We start from the raw sequence: 13,175 nt of genomic DNA, 5'->3' as shown, positions 1-13,175 counted from the left end.
TCAGAACGTGATCGTCGTGCGCACGCCGACCACCGTCTCGTCGCCGATGCGCGCGCCGGCCGCGTTCGGGTTCGGGATGCCGCCGCCCGGACGGAAGAAGTGCTGCAGGTCGGCCTGCACTTGCCACCACGGCGCGACCTGATACTGGTACGTCGCCTCGATGACCGTCTCCGCGCGGCGCACCGGATAGCCGGGCGTCGTGTACGCGCCGGTGTCGCCGTCGAGCCCGCGCGCATGCGAGCCGATCTTCGCATAGCCGATTGCGATGCCGGCGACGTCGTTGTCGCGTCCGACGAACGGCGCCTTCAGCGTCACGCCGGCGTTGGCCGCGAAATCGACGATGTTGCGGTCGCCTGGCGAGCCCATCACGCGCGCGAACACGCCGACCGAGCGCGGGCTGTCGGCCGACGGCCGCCACACCATCTGGTCCGCGACCGCGTAGAAGCCGTAGTTGCCGCGATGCGTGGCAGGCGTGCCGTTGCTCGCCGGATCGGCGAGCGACAACCCGTCGGTGCCGTAGCGCGGATCGTTCGCGTGCTGCGACTGATACCAGACGCCGAGTTTGTAGGTGCCGGGCAGGCCGGCCGGCTGCGGGGCCTTCGGATCGGCGGGCGGCGCGTTCAGCGCGTACTGCACTTCGCCGATCACGAATGCGCCGCTGCGCAGGTTGAAGTTGGTGCCGTGCGCGTTCAGCACCTGGGCGTCGCCGTCGCTGCGGCCGGCCGGGTTGCCGTCGAACACGCCGACCATCGCGCTCCACGCGTCGGCCGGCTTCACGCGCAGCCGCACGCCGAGCGACGACAGCGGATACGCGGGGCCGCCGGACGGCAGGTCGGTGGACGGCAGCACGGGCCAGCCGAACGTCGCGTTCATGAACGTCGCCGCGTTCTGGCTCACCATGAATTCCTGGTCGACGCTCTGCTGACCGACTTTCACGTCGACCTTGCCGTCGAACAGCGACTGCTGATACCAGAGCTCCCACAGGCGCGTGGTCGAATTGGCTTCGATGCCGGTCGCGGTCTGCAACGTCTGCAAGTAGCGCTGCGTGAGGTTGGTGCCGTGTATCTGCAGCCCCGACACGTTGAACGTGCCGCCCGGCAGGCCGATCGCCTTGCCGGTGTCGACGTTGAAGCCGAATTGCGTGAGCCCCTGGTATGCGCCGCCGCGACCCGTGCCGCCGGACGTGTCGTACAGGTACTCGCTGGTTTCCTGCAGGCTCAGCGTGACGCCGTGCTCGTCGAGCGCGTCGCGCAGGCCGCCGATGTTGCCGAGCAGGTTCGATCGCTCCCACAAGCCGGTGGGCGCGGGCGCGGCAGCATCGGCGGCCTGTGGTTGCGCGGAGGCGGCCGCATCGCGCGCGCCGGCCGCCGGTTCGGTCGTGGTGGGAGACGCTGCCTGCGCGAATGCGGGGCTGGCGGCGAGCGACAGCAGCAGCGTGGCGAGCGCATCGACGCGCAGCTTGCGCGGGACGGATTGCGGATGATTCTTCATGTGGTTCCGTTGGCGGTTTGATTAGTTAAGCTGAGGAAACGGGAACGTGATGCGGGGCGCATGGCGAGGCGGCCCGCACGAAGGACGAGGGATTACGGCAGCCAGCTGCCGACGCGCCACACCTGCGCGAAGCCGATGCGTGGCGCGACCGAGCACAGCAGCGCGGCGAGCGCGACCGCCGCCACCGTCACGGCGATCAGCACGCAATCGAGCCGGCGGGGCGCCGCCGGCACGTGGGCGAGCGCGAAGCCGCGCCGGTGGCCGAATGCCCAGGCGAACGGCGAGCGGCCGAAAAACGAGCGGTTGCACACGACGTGCACGACGCGCTTGAGTCTGACCGCGAACGATGGAAAGAACATGACGCTGCCTCCGTTTCCGTCCGGCGAACGCAGGACGACGTGATCGAGCGCGGCTGCGTGACGCGGCCTGCGATCGGAGGGTGGAACATAACGGAGCGTGCGACTGACGAACCGGCGATGGCCGGCCCGGGCGGAGGCGCGCTAACCCGACGAATGCGAGCTAGCGGCGAAAGACATGCGTCTGGCTGCTATCTCGCGATGGCTTGGCCGGCCTGGACCGGCATCGAACTGCAACCAGAGCATGTGTCCACGGAGGGACTCCCTTGATGAATTGGGGCGGATTGTAGTCGCGACGTTTGCTGCGGCGCAAGCAAAAAACGCACGAAGGATGCGCTATGTCGGGTGCGCGTCGCCGTGGGGCGGGGCTGCCACGCGGCCGCCTGGCGATCGTGAAATGGATGCGCGGCAGGGGGCCAGGTCCGTTGCTCGCGCGCATCGGCGCGCGGCTGCGTGACGGGGCCGCTGAAAGGTTTCGGAACGGTATTTCAAGGGCAAATCTTTCAGTCGCGTCAGGCGGGACATTTATTTCGAAAAATGGGGTTTCAAGGGGTTGACTTCACTTTCGGGCGGTCCATAGAATCCGCCATCTTCACTCTTGGGGCCGCCGCCTTGGACGCCTGCAGTAGTCGATCTTCGAACGAAATTTCCGCCTGAGCGACCGACGTCCGCGCCTCATCGAAGCCGCCGTTTGTCTCCCGGGCAAACGGTGCGCGCAGCAGTATTCCGCAGCAACTCCCTACGTGCACCCTGATTCGCGCCGGTTAGCGTGATGCGTTCTCGCATGCGTTGCCCGGTTTCGCCGCCGTCCGGCAGGCGGCCGTGTTCGCGCATCCGTTCTCCGGGTGCGCGAATGCCGGCCCGCCCGCCGGACGGCGGTCAACCGTGTTCCCCGGAACACCGCACAGGAGCCGCCATGAACGACAGTGACAGTTGTCCCTTATGCCCGTTGCATACGCAGACCCTTTTGAACCCGGGTCGCGGGGACATTCCGGCCAACTAGCCTGACACGTCGTTCAGGCCCCGGACTGGCCCCGCGCCCACGACGCGGCCGGCACGCCTGCCGTCGCCGCACGGAGCCAGACCATGAACTTCGGCCTTCTGCTGTCGAACCTTCCGCACGTCACGGAATCGCGCCACCACTACGACGCGATGCTGACGCTCGACGCCCGTCCGCGCGTGTTCTCCCGCCTGCTGAACCAGCTGAAAGCGTTGATCCACTGAAAAGAAGCGCCGAGCGCGCCTCGGCATGCGCACGCGCGCCCGTCTTCGAGCGGCCGTCCCGTGCGCATTCCAAGGTCACACGCTCATCGAATCGCATAACCCTTAGCCGTACGGAATACATCATGTCCACGCCCTCCAACGTCTCTCCACCGATCGCGGTCGAGCGCAGCGCCGTGCTCGACGAAGCCCATCTGGGCGACATTCGCGGTGCGCTCGGCACCATCTCGCACCACGACACCGGTGCGCGCGGCACGTGGTGGGCACGCCTGCGCACGCTGCTCGCGATCATCGGACCGGGCCTGATCGTGATGGTCGGCGACAACGACGCCGGCGCGTTCGGCACCTATACGCAGGCCGGCCAGAACTACGGCACGACGCTGCTGTGGACGCTGCTGCTGCTCGTGCCGGTGTTGTACGTGAACCAGGAAATGGTGCTGCGCCTCGGCGCGGTCACGGGCGTGGGCCATGCGCGCCTGATCTTCGAACGCTTCGGCAAGTTCTGGGGCGCGTTCAGCGTGATCGACCTGTTCCTGCTCAATGCGCTGACCATCGTCACCGAGTTCATCGGCATCACGTTCGTGCTGGATTTCTTCGGATTGCCGAAGGTGGCCGGCGTGTGCGTGGCCGCGGCGTTGACGATGGCGGCCGTCAGTACCGGCGACTTCCGGCGCTTCGAGCGGTTCGCGATCGGGCTGTGCGTGCTGAGCCTGCTGCTCGTGCCGGTGCTCGTGTCGATCCACCCGCCCGTCGCGCAGATGACGCGCGATTTCTTCGTGCCGAACTGGCCCGCGCACGCGAAGCTGTCGGACGTGATGCTGCTCGTGATCGGCATCGTCGGCACGACGGTCGCGCCGTGGCAGTTGTTTTTCCAGCAGAGCTACGTGATCGACAAGCGCATCACGCCGCGCTTCATGAAATATGAAAAAGCCGACTTGTGGATCGGCATCGCGTTCGTGCTGGTCGGCGCGGTCGCGATGATCGGCTTCAGCTCGGCGTTGTTCGCCGGCCATCCGGAAGCCGGCAACTTCACCGATGCGGGCGGCGTCATCGCCGGCCTCGAGAAGTATGCGGGCCGCACGAGCGCGACGCTGTTCGCGGTCGCGCTGCTCGACGCGTGCATCATCGGCGCGGCGGCCGTGTCGCTGTCGACTGCGTATGCGATCGGCGACGTGTTCAAGATCCGCCACTCGCTGCACCGCGGCGTGACCGACGCGAAGGGCTTTTATCTCGTCTATTTCGGCATCGTCGCGGCCGCGGCCACGCTCGTGCTGATCCCCGGCAGCCCGCTCGGCCTGCTGACCGAAGCCGTGCAGACGCTGGCCGGCGTACTGCTGCCGAGCGCGACGGTGTTCCTGCTCGTGCTGTGCAACGACCGCCAGGTGCTGGGGCCCTGGGTCAACTCGGCGAAGCTCAACGTGTTCACGGGCGCGGTGATCTGGGTGCTGGTGCTGCTGTCGATCATCCTGACCGCATCGGTGATGTATCCGGACATCAGCGGCGAAGCGATCGTCGACGTGCTGGTGGGCGGTACCGTGCTCGCGATCGCCGGCTATCTCGCGACGGTGCTGATTCGCCGCAACAAGCGCGTCGTCGAGCCGGCCGTCGATCGCTCGCTGCGCGACACGTGGCGCATGCCGCCGCTCGACACGCTCGAGCCGCAGAACATGACGCTCGCGACGCGAATCTGGATGGCCGTGCTGCGCGGCTATCTGGTGATCGCGGTCGGTCTCGTGATCGTGAAGGTCGTGCAGATGACGCTGCTGAAGTAACGGCGATCGTCCGCCAGGATGCGGCGCCTGACCCGGCGCCGCGCCGCTACCCGCACATGCCGGCCCGCGAGGCCGGCATGTGCGTTTACGCGGGCGATGATGCGCAACGGCGTTGCGCCGCCACCGCGTGTCAGATCAGCTCGAGCTTCGACGTCAGGTACGTGAGCTGGATCCGGTTCGCGACGCCGAAGCGCTTGCGCAGCTTGCGCAGGTGATAGTCGACGTTGTGCGCGCTGGTGTCGAGGCGCCGGCCGATCTCCTTGTCGGACGCGCCTTCGGCGATGCCGAGCAGCAGTTCCTGCTCGAACGGCGTGAGCCCGTTGACCGCACGCTCGCGCGACGTCGAGATCAGTTGCGGCGACGCGAACTTGTGGACCGACAGCCCGATCGACAGCGCCTGCTCGATCGTCGCCGGCGTGATCCATTCGCGCGTGCGGCGCGGCGCGGTGAAGCTCATGAAAGCGTGCAGCCGCGTGCCGGGCACGGCCATCGAATACATGATGCCGCTGCACATTCCGTCGTCCTGCATCGTCTGCAGGAAGCCGTCGAGCGCGGCCGGGCTCACGGACGGCGCGTCGTCGCGCTCGCGGTGCGCGCGGCGCAATTGCTGCAGGTCCCACACGATCGGCATGTTGCACACGCGCGCGCCGAGCGTGCGTGGATCGACGTCGTGATGGCTGTGCCGCACGTAGTCGCCGCGATAGGTGGCCGGCGTGAACGCTTCGTGCAGGTAGAGGCTTTCGACGCGTTCGCGCGCGAATTCGAGGGCGAAGTACGCGAACGTCGAGAAGCCGGTCAGATGCAGCAGGCTCGTGACGATCCGGTTGCGTTCGGCCGTGCTCTGCGCGTGCGCGAGCGTATCGGCGACGCCGAGCTTCGGCGCGTGCGGCTGCGCGTCGTCGCCGCGCTTCAGGTCGTCGCACCAGACGACCTGCACGGTGCGCTCGCGCAACGCGTCCGTGTCGGCGTTCGACACGCGCGACGAACGCGGCAAGCTGGTTGGGGCGACCGCTTCTTCATGCAATGCAATATCGGACATGAGCCATCCCTCGGAATCGACGCGCATCGCCTGGCGGCGGCCGTATCGTGTACGGCATTCGCGGCGGTGCGACCGAGCATCGTTGTGATTGCGCCGCTCGTCATCCCTGACGAAACGCGGGGGCATTGTACAAAAATGCCGGCGTGTGGGTAATATGCCGTAATACTAATCGCGGCGAAAGTTTCATGTTCGCGTGCATATAACGATGGCCAGAAAATCCTAAAGAAAAAGACCAGATCGTGACGGGGCGCAGTTTCACATATTGGGAAAGGGTGGGCTCCTCATGACATATGCTGACGGCGCACCACGCGTCGAGTGGTTCTCACAAGCCGATATAGCGGCCGCTGCCGCTTATTCGAACGAATATCACGCAATCGAGCGCGACGTTTTTACCGGTATTCAAATAACGCCCGGTAAAACCGACCTGGCGTCATTCGATTTCGCGCAATGCCATGCGCGATTGCGGCAAATCGGATTCAGTACGCTCGGTTACGGCGCGTATGAAATGATCGGGCGGCGCATTCTGCGCGCGCATCTGCTGCGCGATCTCGCGCCGGCGACGTTCATGCAGCCGTTCATCGAAGGGATGCTGTACGAAAGCGACCCGCGCTTCGCGCAGGTGCGGCAAAGCGGCTTCCCGGTCGCGTGGCGGCTCGACGAGATCGAGGCGGTCGCGCAGGGCAGCGGCGACCGCAAGGTGCTGGCGCTCGCCGGGCACTTGCGTGCGCATGCAATGAACAGCGGCGTGATCTTCAGCCTGTCGGCGCCGCGCCTCGATCTGCGCGTCGCGGTGAACCTGACGTCGGAAACGCACGGCACCGAATGGATCGACGATCGCGTGATCGGCGGCGCGCTGTCGGTCAGTCTTGCCGTGCACCGCGTCGCGCTGCCGTTCCTCGAGGCGCGTGTCGCGCGCATGCGTGGCTTCGCGCTCGCCGACGAGCAGCAGCAAGTGCTCGACCGGCTCGTGCACGGGCTGTCCGACCAGGAGATCGCGAGTGCGCTGCGCACGTCGCTGCACAAGGTCGGGCATCACATCCGCTCGCTGGAAAAGCAGTTCAACGTACAGAACCGCGCGCAGCTCGCGTACCTCGCCGCGCGGCGGCTGCCGTCCTGACCTGATGCCTGCCCGATGCGCGCCGGCAGCCGCCCGGCGCGCGATGGAAGCGGTTCCGGCCGCGCGTGCCCGAACCCGCCGCCGGGTTTCGTAGTCCGATTCGATCGTCTGAGGAAAACGCGCTTTCACGCTACGAGGCGCGCTTCTTTTTCCTTCAGTTCCCGTCGCTACACTCGTCCCATTCAACGGTCCGCGCAGCACGGGGAAGGGTTGCCCGTGCCAGCCGGCGATAACGACAGGACGACGGCACGATGGCTGAACCGAAGGCGCTCCCCCGCGACTGGCAGCGGTTGTTTTCCGCCGGCCGCGGCGTGTCCGGACGGCGCCTCGGAGGCGCGTCGCCGCGCGCCGACCTGTTTCTCGCGACCTTCATCGTCGCGGTCGTCGCGCTGTTCATCCTGCCGCTGCCGCAGACCGCGCTCGACGGGATGATCTCGCTGAATCTCGCGGCGAGCGTCGTGCTGCTGACGGTGTCGACCTACGTGCCGTCGGCGGTCAGCTTCTCGTCGTTTCCCGCGCTGCTGCTGTTTACGACGCTGTTCCGGCTCGCGCTGAACATCGCGTCGTGCAAGCTGATCCTGCTGCATGCGAACGCCGGCCACGTGATCGACGCGTTCGGGCGGCTGGTGGTCGGCAACAACGTCGTGGTGGGCGGCGTGGTGTTCCTCGTGATCGCGGTCGTGCAGTTCATCGTGATCGCGAAAGGGTCGGAGCGCGTGGCCGAAGTCGGCGCGCGCTTCTCGCTCGACGCGATGCCGGGCAAGCAGATGAGCATCGACGCGGACCTGCGCGCGGGCATCATCAGCGCCGACGAGGCGCGCGAGCGCCGCGAGCAGCTCGAGCAGGAATCGCAGATGCACGGCGCGATGGACGGCGCGATGAAGTTCGTGAAGGGCGACGCGATCGCCGGCCTCGTGATCGCGTTCATCAACATCGTCGCGGGGATCGCGGTCGGCACGCTGATGCACGGAATGGACATCGGCGAGGCGCTGCAACGTTACGCGATCCTGACCGTCGGCGACGGGATGGCGTCGCAGATTCCGTCGCTGCTCGTGTCGATCGCGGCCGGCATCGTGACGACGCGCGTGGCGACGCGCGATGCGCGGCAGCGCCAGCTCGGCGAACAGCTCGGCGAGCAACTGGGCGCGCATCCGCGCGCGCTGCTGATCGCGGCGTTCGTGCTGACCGGTTTTCTCGTCGTGCCCGGTTTTCCGAAATGGTCGTTCGCGCTGATCGCGCTCGGCCTCGGCGCGTTCGCGTTCTCCCAGCTCAGGCGCAAGACGGCCGCGCCGAGCTTCAACCTGATTCATGTCGCGGGGCGCGTCGGCGCGGCCGACGACGGCCAGCCCGCGAAGGTGTCGCACGCGGCGGGCGTCACGTCGCTGATCGCGGTGTCGCTGTCCGACGACCTGCGCACGGGCCTGAACCTCGCGCAATTGCAGGCGGCGCTGTCGAGCGCGAAGGCGCGCGTCGACGCGGACATCGGCACGGTGTTTCCGCGCATCACGCTGAACGACGACGAGGGCGCGCCGGCCGGCACGTACCGGATCTACCTGCAGGACGTGCTCGCCGCGCACGGCGCGCTGAAGCCGGGCTGGCTGCTGTGGGACGGCGTCGCGCCGCTGCCCGAGCGCGCGGAGCGCCAGCCGGCCGAGGCGTTCGGCCCGTTCGCGACCGCGCTGTGGATCAAGCCGGACGGCGCGGCGCCGGACGGCAAGTGGCTGTCGAGCGAGAGCGCGCTGGCCGCGCACGTCGAGCAGATCGTGCGCCAGCATGCGGACGAATTGCTCGGCATCCAGGAGACGCAGGCGCTCGTGCATCTGGTGCGCCGCGATCATCCGGAGCTCGTCGGCGAACTGACGCGGCTCGTGCCGCTGCAGCGCGTGACCGAAGTGCTGCGCCGGCTGCTCGCCGAACAGGTGCCGATCCGCAACTTGCGCGTGATCTTCGAGAGCCTGATCACGTGGGCGCCGAACGAGCCCGACGACGTGATCGCGCTGGTCGAACTCGTGCGCGTCGACCTGCGGCGGATGATCACCGACCGTCATGCGGGCACGGCGCGCCAACTGCGCGTCGTGCTGTTCGAGCAGAACCTGCAGGAGCGGATCGAGCGCGCGGTGATGCGCACGAAGCAGGGCAATTTCCTCGCGCTGTCGAGCGCGGTCAAGCAGGACATCGGCGAGCAGGTGCGCGCGATCGTGCAGGCCGCGCAGGCGGCCGGCCCCGGCGGCCACGGTGGCCACGGCAATGCGCCGGGCGCCGCGCGGCTCGCGGTGATGGTCGCGCTCGGCGCGCGCCGCTACGTGAAGACGATCCTGCAACCGGTGCTGCCCGACCTCGCGGTGCTGTCGTACCAGGAAGTCGAGGAGGACGTGCAGTTGCATACGGTCGGCTGGGTGAAGAACCCGCCGGACGACGGCACGGTCGGCGCGGGCGCCGACGTGCGCGTGCCGGGGGCCGTGCAATGACGAGTTCGACGATCCTCGACCTGACGCGCCAGGCGCTGATGCTCGTGCTGCTGCTGTCGCTGCCGATCGTGCTGATCGCGACCGTCACGGGCCTCGTCGTCGCGATCCTGCAGGCCGTCACGCAGGTGCAGGACGCCAACATCGGCATCGCGGTGCGCTTGATCGCCGTGATGGTCGCGCTCGTGCTGCTGTCGGGCTGGCTCGGCGGCGAGGTGCTGCGCTTCGCGCAGCAGGCGCTGGAACGCATGTTCGTTTCTTCCACAGGAGTCCTTTGATGCGTCGACGCGTCGCCTCGATCCGGTTTCAACCGCGCAGCCTGCAACGGGCCGCGCTTGCCGTGTGCGCGACCGCGCTGCTCACGGCGTCGCTGTGCATGGCGCCCGCGCAGCATGCGCGCGCCGCGGACCTGCGCTGGCGCAACAAGCCGTTCACGATCGTCGCGAACGGCAAGAAGATCGGCGACTTCATCCGCGAGCTCGCGTCGTCGCAGGGCGTGACGGCGGTGGTCGACCCGAAGGTCGACGGCGTGATCAGCGGCCGCTTCTCCGGCACGCCGCAGCAGACGCTCGATACGATCTGCTCGACCTACGGGCTCACGTGGTACTACGACGGCTCGTTCCTGTACGTCGATCCGGCCGACCAGTCGCAAACGCAGATGATCCCGATCCCGCCGAATGCGTCCGGCGAAATCGGCCGCGCGCTGCAGGCGATGCAGATTCCGGACAAGCGCTACACGCTGGTGATCAACGATCGTGCGAACAGCGTGTACGTCGCCGGCCCGCGCCGCTACGTCGAACTCGTGCGGCAGGCGATCGGCTCGGTCGGCGATCCGTCGGCGAACGGCGCGCATGCGGACATCCGCGCGTTCCGTCTGAAATACGGCTGGGCGTCGGATTTCACGATCAACCGCTCGGGCAAGGAAGTGACGGTGCCGGGCGTCGCGACGATCCTGCGCCGGCTATTCGGCAAGACCGGCGAAACGGTCGCGGCGCCGTCGAGCACGCCGCTCGGGCAGGCGGCGCGCCAGGTGAAGCTCGGCTCTGGGCTGACGATCGCGGTGCCGCGCCTCGACTTTCCCGACCTCTCCGGCGGCCCGCGGCAGGGCGGCTACAGCGGCGCGGACGGCAGCGCGGGCGGCGGGTTCTCGCCGTTCTCGAACACCCGCAGCGGCGATACGCTGCCGCAAATCGTCGCCGATCCGGCGATCAACGCGGTGATCGTGCGCGACCTGCCGGAGAACATGTACCGCTACCAGTCGCTGATCGGCGAGCTCGACGAGCGGCCGCGCATCGTCGAGATCAACGTGACGATCATCGACATCAACGAGGATTCGCTCGACAGCCTCGGGATCGACTGGCGCCTGCACACGACGCACGGCGACGTGCAGATCGGCAACGGCCAGAACGCGCTGAACGGCAACACGCAGTACAACGGCGCCGGCAACCCGCCGCTGACGTTCGGCATCGGCACGTCGGAAACCGGGCAGACGGGCGCCTTCATGCCGACCGGCATCGCGCTGACCGCGTCGATCGGCGGATCGCTGCGCAACTACCTGCTCACGCGCGTGAACGCGCTCGCGCAGAAGGGCCAGGCGCAACTGCGATCGAAGCCGAAGGTGCTCGCGCTCGACAACACCGAGGCGATCCTCGAGAACCTCACGCAGTTCTACGTGCAGGTGCCGGGCTACCAGGATTCGTCGCTGTACAGCGTGACGACCGGCACCAGCATCAAGGTGACGCCGATGATCGTCGACGAGGCGATCCGCAACGCGGCGGCCGTGTCGGGCAACATGCAGAGCGTGATGATGTCGATCGACATCCAGGACGGCAACATCGTGCCGGGGCAGGCCGTGTCGAACGTGCCGGTGATCCAGCAGCGCAACATCGTCACCAAGACGATGATCGACGAAGGCAAGAGCCTCCTGATCGCCGGTTTCAACGACGACGAGGTGCGGCTGAACAAGAGCGGCGTGCCCTGGCTGTCCGACATTCCGCTGATCGGCAACCTGTTCAAGTACACCGACAAGTCGGGGAACCACATGGAGCGGTTCTACCTGCTGACGCCGCGCGTCGTGACGAGCGCGTCGATGTATGCGCCGGACGGCTCGCCCGTGAACCCGGGCGTCGACGGTCCGGCGAACCCGGAAGGGCTGTCGATGTATCGGCCGCCGGACAACGACGTCGCGGTGCCGCTGACGCCGAAGCCGCTGCCCGGCACGAAGTTCGGTCCGCCCGCGTTGCCGCCGCCGCCCGTGGGCGCGGCGTCGCAGCCCGCGGCGACGACCGCAGGAGTGGTCACGCATGTCGACGAGCATCATTGATCCGCACGGCGACGGCGCGTTGCCCGGCGGCGCGGGAAGCGCGGGGGCCGGCTCGGCCGCGCTCGCGTCGCCGTGGAACCTGTGCTTCCTGAGCGGGCCGATGTACGGCCGCACGATGTCGCTCGCGCGCGGCGCGAACTGGGTCGGCACGGCGGCCGACTGCGAAGTGATCCTGCCCGATCGCGAGATCGGCGCGAAACAGGTGTGCCTGCAGGTCGGCGCGCTCGCGGTGACCGTGCAGAACCACGGCGGCGACGCCGGCGCGCCGGTGCTGTTCAACGACGAGCCGCTCGGCGCCGGCCGCCGCTCGCTGACGCCGAACGACGTCGTGACGGTCGGCTCGATCCGGCTCGGCATCGCGCGGCATGCGCAGGCGAGCGTCGCGGTGCCCGACGAAACCGATGCGCCGGACGCCGCGCGCGAGGCCGCGTGGCTCGGCTGGCTCACGGGCGGCCTGCGCCGGCTGGGCAGCCGGCGGCTCGTGATCGCGCTGGTCGCGCTGTGGGTCGGTGTGCTGCTCGGCGCGCTCGGCTATGGCTTCGTCGCATGGTCGGGGCGCCTGCCGTGGCAGCACGAATCGGTGCTCGCGCGCACGCATCGGCTGCAGCAACTGCTGCACGCGTATCCGGAGCTGGCGGTCGCGCCGCGCGACGACGGCGTGATCGTGTCGGGTTACGTGAGCGATCCGGCCGCGCGCGAGCGCGTCGCGCAGATCGTCGCGGGCGTCGACAACGCGGCGCTCGGCAACCTCTACGTGGTCAGCGATCTGGTCGCGACCGCGCAGACCTATTTCAGCGATACGGCGCTGACGGTCACGTATCTCGGGCGCGGCCGGATCGAATTGACGGGCACGGCCGCGCGCGCGCAGATCGAGCCGCGCATCCGCAACTACATGAAGGACGCCCGGCCGGCGCTCGAGGTGGTCGATCACGTGCGCGACGCCGATGCGGCCGCGCCGCGCACGGCGACGACACTTGGCGGCACGGCGGGCATTCCGGAGATCACGACCGTATTCGCCGGCGACGGCGATCAGCGCTACATCGAGACGGTCGACGGCAGCCGCTATTTCGAAGGCGCGCGGCTGAAGGAAGGCGCGACCGTCGTGTCGATCGGCCCGGACGAAGTGGTGTTCGAGCGCAACGGCCAGCGCATCACGATGCCGCTCGGCGGCCCGTCGGCGCATGCGCCCGAGCAGGCGCCGGCGCCACCCGTGGCGCCGCTCGCGAGCGGGGCGGCGGCGGGCGTCGCGCAGCCGGTGCCGGGGCCGACGCTGTTGCCCGATGCGCCGGCGACGCCGGCCGTCGCGGCGGCCGGCGCATCGAAGGGCGCGACACACTAGCGTCGCGACAGGATTTGCGCAGCGCGTTTCGCGATGCGCGCATTACGCGACA

The 13,175-nt window shown here is 68.2% G+C and carries 10 protein-coding genes; 7 read left to right on the top strand and 3 right to left on the bottom strand.

Annotation, left to right across the window (positions count from 1 at the left end; translation table 11 throughout):
- Both CFB89_RS25185 and CFB89_RS25180 read right to left on the bottom strand, forming a co-directional pair.
- On the bottom strand, nt 1-1,491 hold the full coding sequence (locus tag CFB89_RS25185) for a carbohydrate porin (RefSeq protein ID WP_089470227.1): 1,491 nt from the start codon (nt 1,489-1,491) through the stop codon (nt 1-3).
- Between the two features lie 92 nt (nt 1,492-1,583).
- Nucleotides 1,584-1,850 carry a hypothetical protein gene (locus tag CFB89_RS25180; protein WP_089470226.1) on the bottom strand — a complete coding sequence of 89 codons (267 nt, stop codon included), beginning with the start codon at nt 1,848-1,850 and terminating at the stop codon, nt 1,584-1,586.
- A 1,083-nt stretch (nt 1,851-2,933) separates the two neighbouring features.
- Here CFB89_RS25180 and CFB89_RS35065 point away from each other — a divergent pair.
- Nucleotides 2,934-3,071 (top strand): hypothetical protein, encoded by a 138-nt coding sequence (locus CFB89_RS35065; protein WP_162838124.1) that lies wholly within the window; start codon nt 2,934-2,936, stop codon nt 3,069-3,071.
- A 122-nt stretch (nt 3,072-3,193) separates the two neighbouring features.
- Nucleotides 3,194-4,840 (top strand): Nramp family divalent metal transporter, encoded by a 1,647-nt coding sequence (locus CFB89_RS25175; protein WP_089470225.1) that lies wholly within the window; start codon nt 3,194-3,196, stop codon nt 4,838-4,840.
- Nucleotides 4,841-4,970: 130 nt separating this feature from the next.
- Here CFB89_RS25175 and CFB89_RS25170 read toward each other — a convergent pair whose 3' ends face one another.
- Nucleotides 4,971-5,879, bottom strand: a complete 909-nt coding sequence (locus CFB89_RS25170) for a LuxR family transcriptional regulator (protein WP_089470618.1) — start codon at nt 5,877-5,879, stop codon at nt 4,971-4,973.
- A 283-nt stretch (nt 5,880-6,162) separates the two neighbouring features.
- On the opposite strand from CFB89_RS25170, the gene CFB89_RS25165 reads away from it, so the two are divergent.
- From CFB89_RS25165 to sctD, 5 genes are all read left to right on the top strand, one after another.
- Nucleotides 6,163-6,996: an autoinducer binding domain-containing protein gene (locus tag CFB89_RS25165; RefSeq protein ID WP_089470224.1), complete on the top strand. Its 834-nt coding sequence runs from the start codon at nt 6,163-6,165 to the stop codon at nt 6,994-6,996.
- A gap of 251 nt (nt 6,997-7,247) precedes the next feature.
- Entirely contained in the window at nt 7,248-9,464 is a 2,217-nt protein-coding gene (gene sctV / locus CFB89_RS25160) for a type III secretion system export apparatus subunit SctV (protein ID WP_089470223.1), read from the top strand.
- Nucleotides 9,461-9,739: a type III secretion system export apparatus subunit SctS gene (sctS, locus tag CFB89_RS25155; protein ID WP_006480854.1), complete on the top strand. Its 279-nt coding sequence runs from the start codon at nt 9,461-9,463 to the stop codon at nt 9,737-9,739. Before sctV ends, sctS begins: the two co-directional genes overlap by 4 nt.
- Nucleotides 9,739-11,784 (top strand): type III secretion system outer membrane ring subunit SctC, encoded by a 2,046-nt coding sequence (sctC, locus tag CFB89_RS25150; RefSeq protein WP_089470222.1) that lies wholly within the window; start codon nt 9,739-9,741, stop codon nt 11,782-11,784. Before sctS ends, sctC begins: the two co-directional genes overlap by 1 nt.
- On the top strand, nt 11,765-13,123 hold the full coding sequence (gene sctD, locus CFB89_RS25145) for a type III secretion system inner membrane ring subunit SctD (RefSeq protein ID WP_089470221.1): 1,359 nt from the start codon (nt 11,765-11,767) through the stop codon (nt 13,121-13,123). Before sctC ends, sctD begins: the two co-directional genes overlap by 20 nt.
- Nucleotides 13,124-13,175: the final 52 nt, after the last annotated feature.

It is taken from the genome of Burkholderia sp. AU16741 (assembly GCF_002223345.1).
Classification (GTDB): Bacteria; Pseudomonadota; Gammaproteobacteria; order Burkholderiales; family Burkholderiaceae; genus Burkholderia; species Burkholderia sola.
Note: the sequence above shows the minus strand (reverse complement) of the source record. Positions and strands in the feature narration are given on the sequence as shown.

Excerpts from the sequence above, each read along its gene's own strand:
- CFB89_RS35065 (WP_162838124.1), top strand. The coding sequence starts at position 2,934 with ATGAACTTCGGCCTTCTGCTGTCGAACCTTCCGCACGTCACGGAATCG.
- CFB89_RS25185 (WP_089470227.1), bottom strand. The coding sequence starts at position 1,491 with ATGAAGAATCATCCGCAATCCGTCCCGCGCAAGCTGCGCGTCGATGCG.
- sctV (WP_089470223.1), top strand. The coding sequence starts at position 7,248 with ATGGCTGAACCGAAGGCGCTCCCCCGCGACTGGCAGCGGTTGTTTTCC.
- sctD (WP_089470221.1), top strand. The coding sequence starts at position 11,765 with ATGTCGACGAGCATCATTGATCCGCACGGCGACGGCGCGTTGCCCGGC.
- CFB89_RS25170 (WP_089470618.1), bottom strand. The coding sequence starts at position 5,879 with ATGTCCGATATTGCATTGCATGAAGAAGCGGTCGCCCCAACCAGCTTG.
- sctC (WP_089470222.1), top strand. The coding sequence starts at position 9,739 with ATGCGTCGACGCGTCGCCTCGATCCGGTTTCAACCGCGCAGCCTGCAA.
- sctS (WP_006480854.1), top strand. The coding sequence starts at position 9,461 with ATGACGAGTTCGACGATCCTCGACCTGACGCGCCAGGCGCTGATGCTC.
- CFB89_RS25180 (WP_089470226.1), bottom strand. The coding sequence starts at position 1,850 with ATGTTCTTTCCATCGTTCGCGGTCAGACTCAAGCGCGTCGTGCACGTC.
- CFB89_RS25175 (WP_089470225.1), top strand. The coding sequence starts at position 3,194 with ATGTCCACGCCCTCCAACGTCTCTCCACCGATCGCGGTCGAGCGCAGC.
- CFB89_RS25165 (WP_089470224.1), top strand. The coding sequence starts at position 6,163 with ATGACATATGCTGACGGCGCACCACGCGTCGAGTGGTTCTCACAAGCC.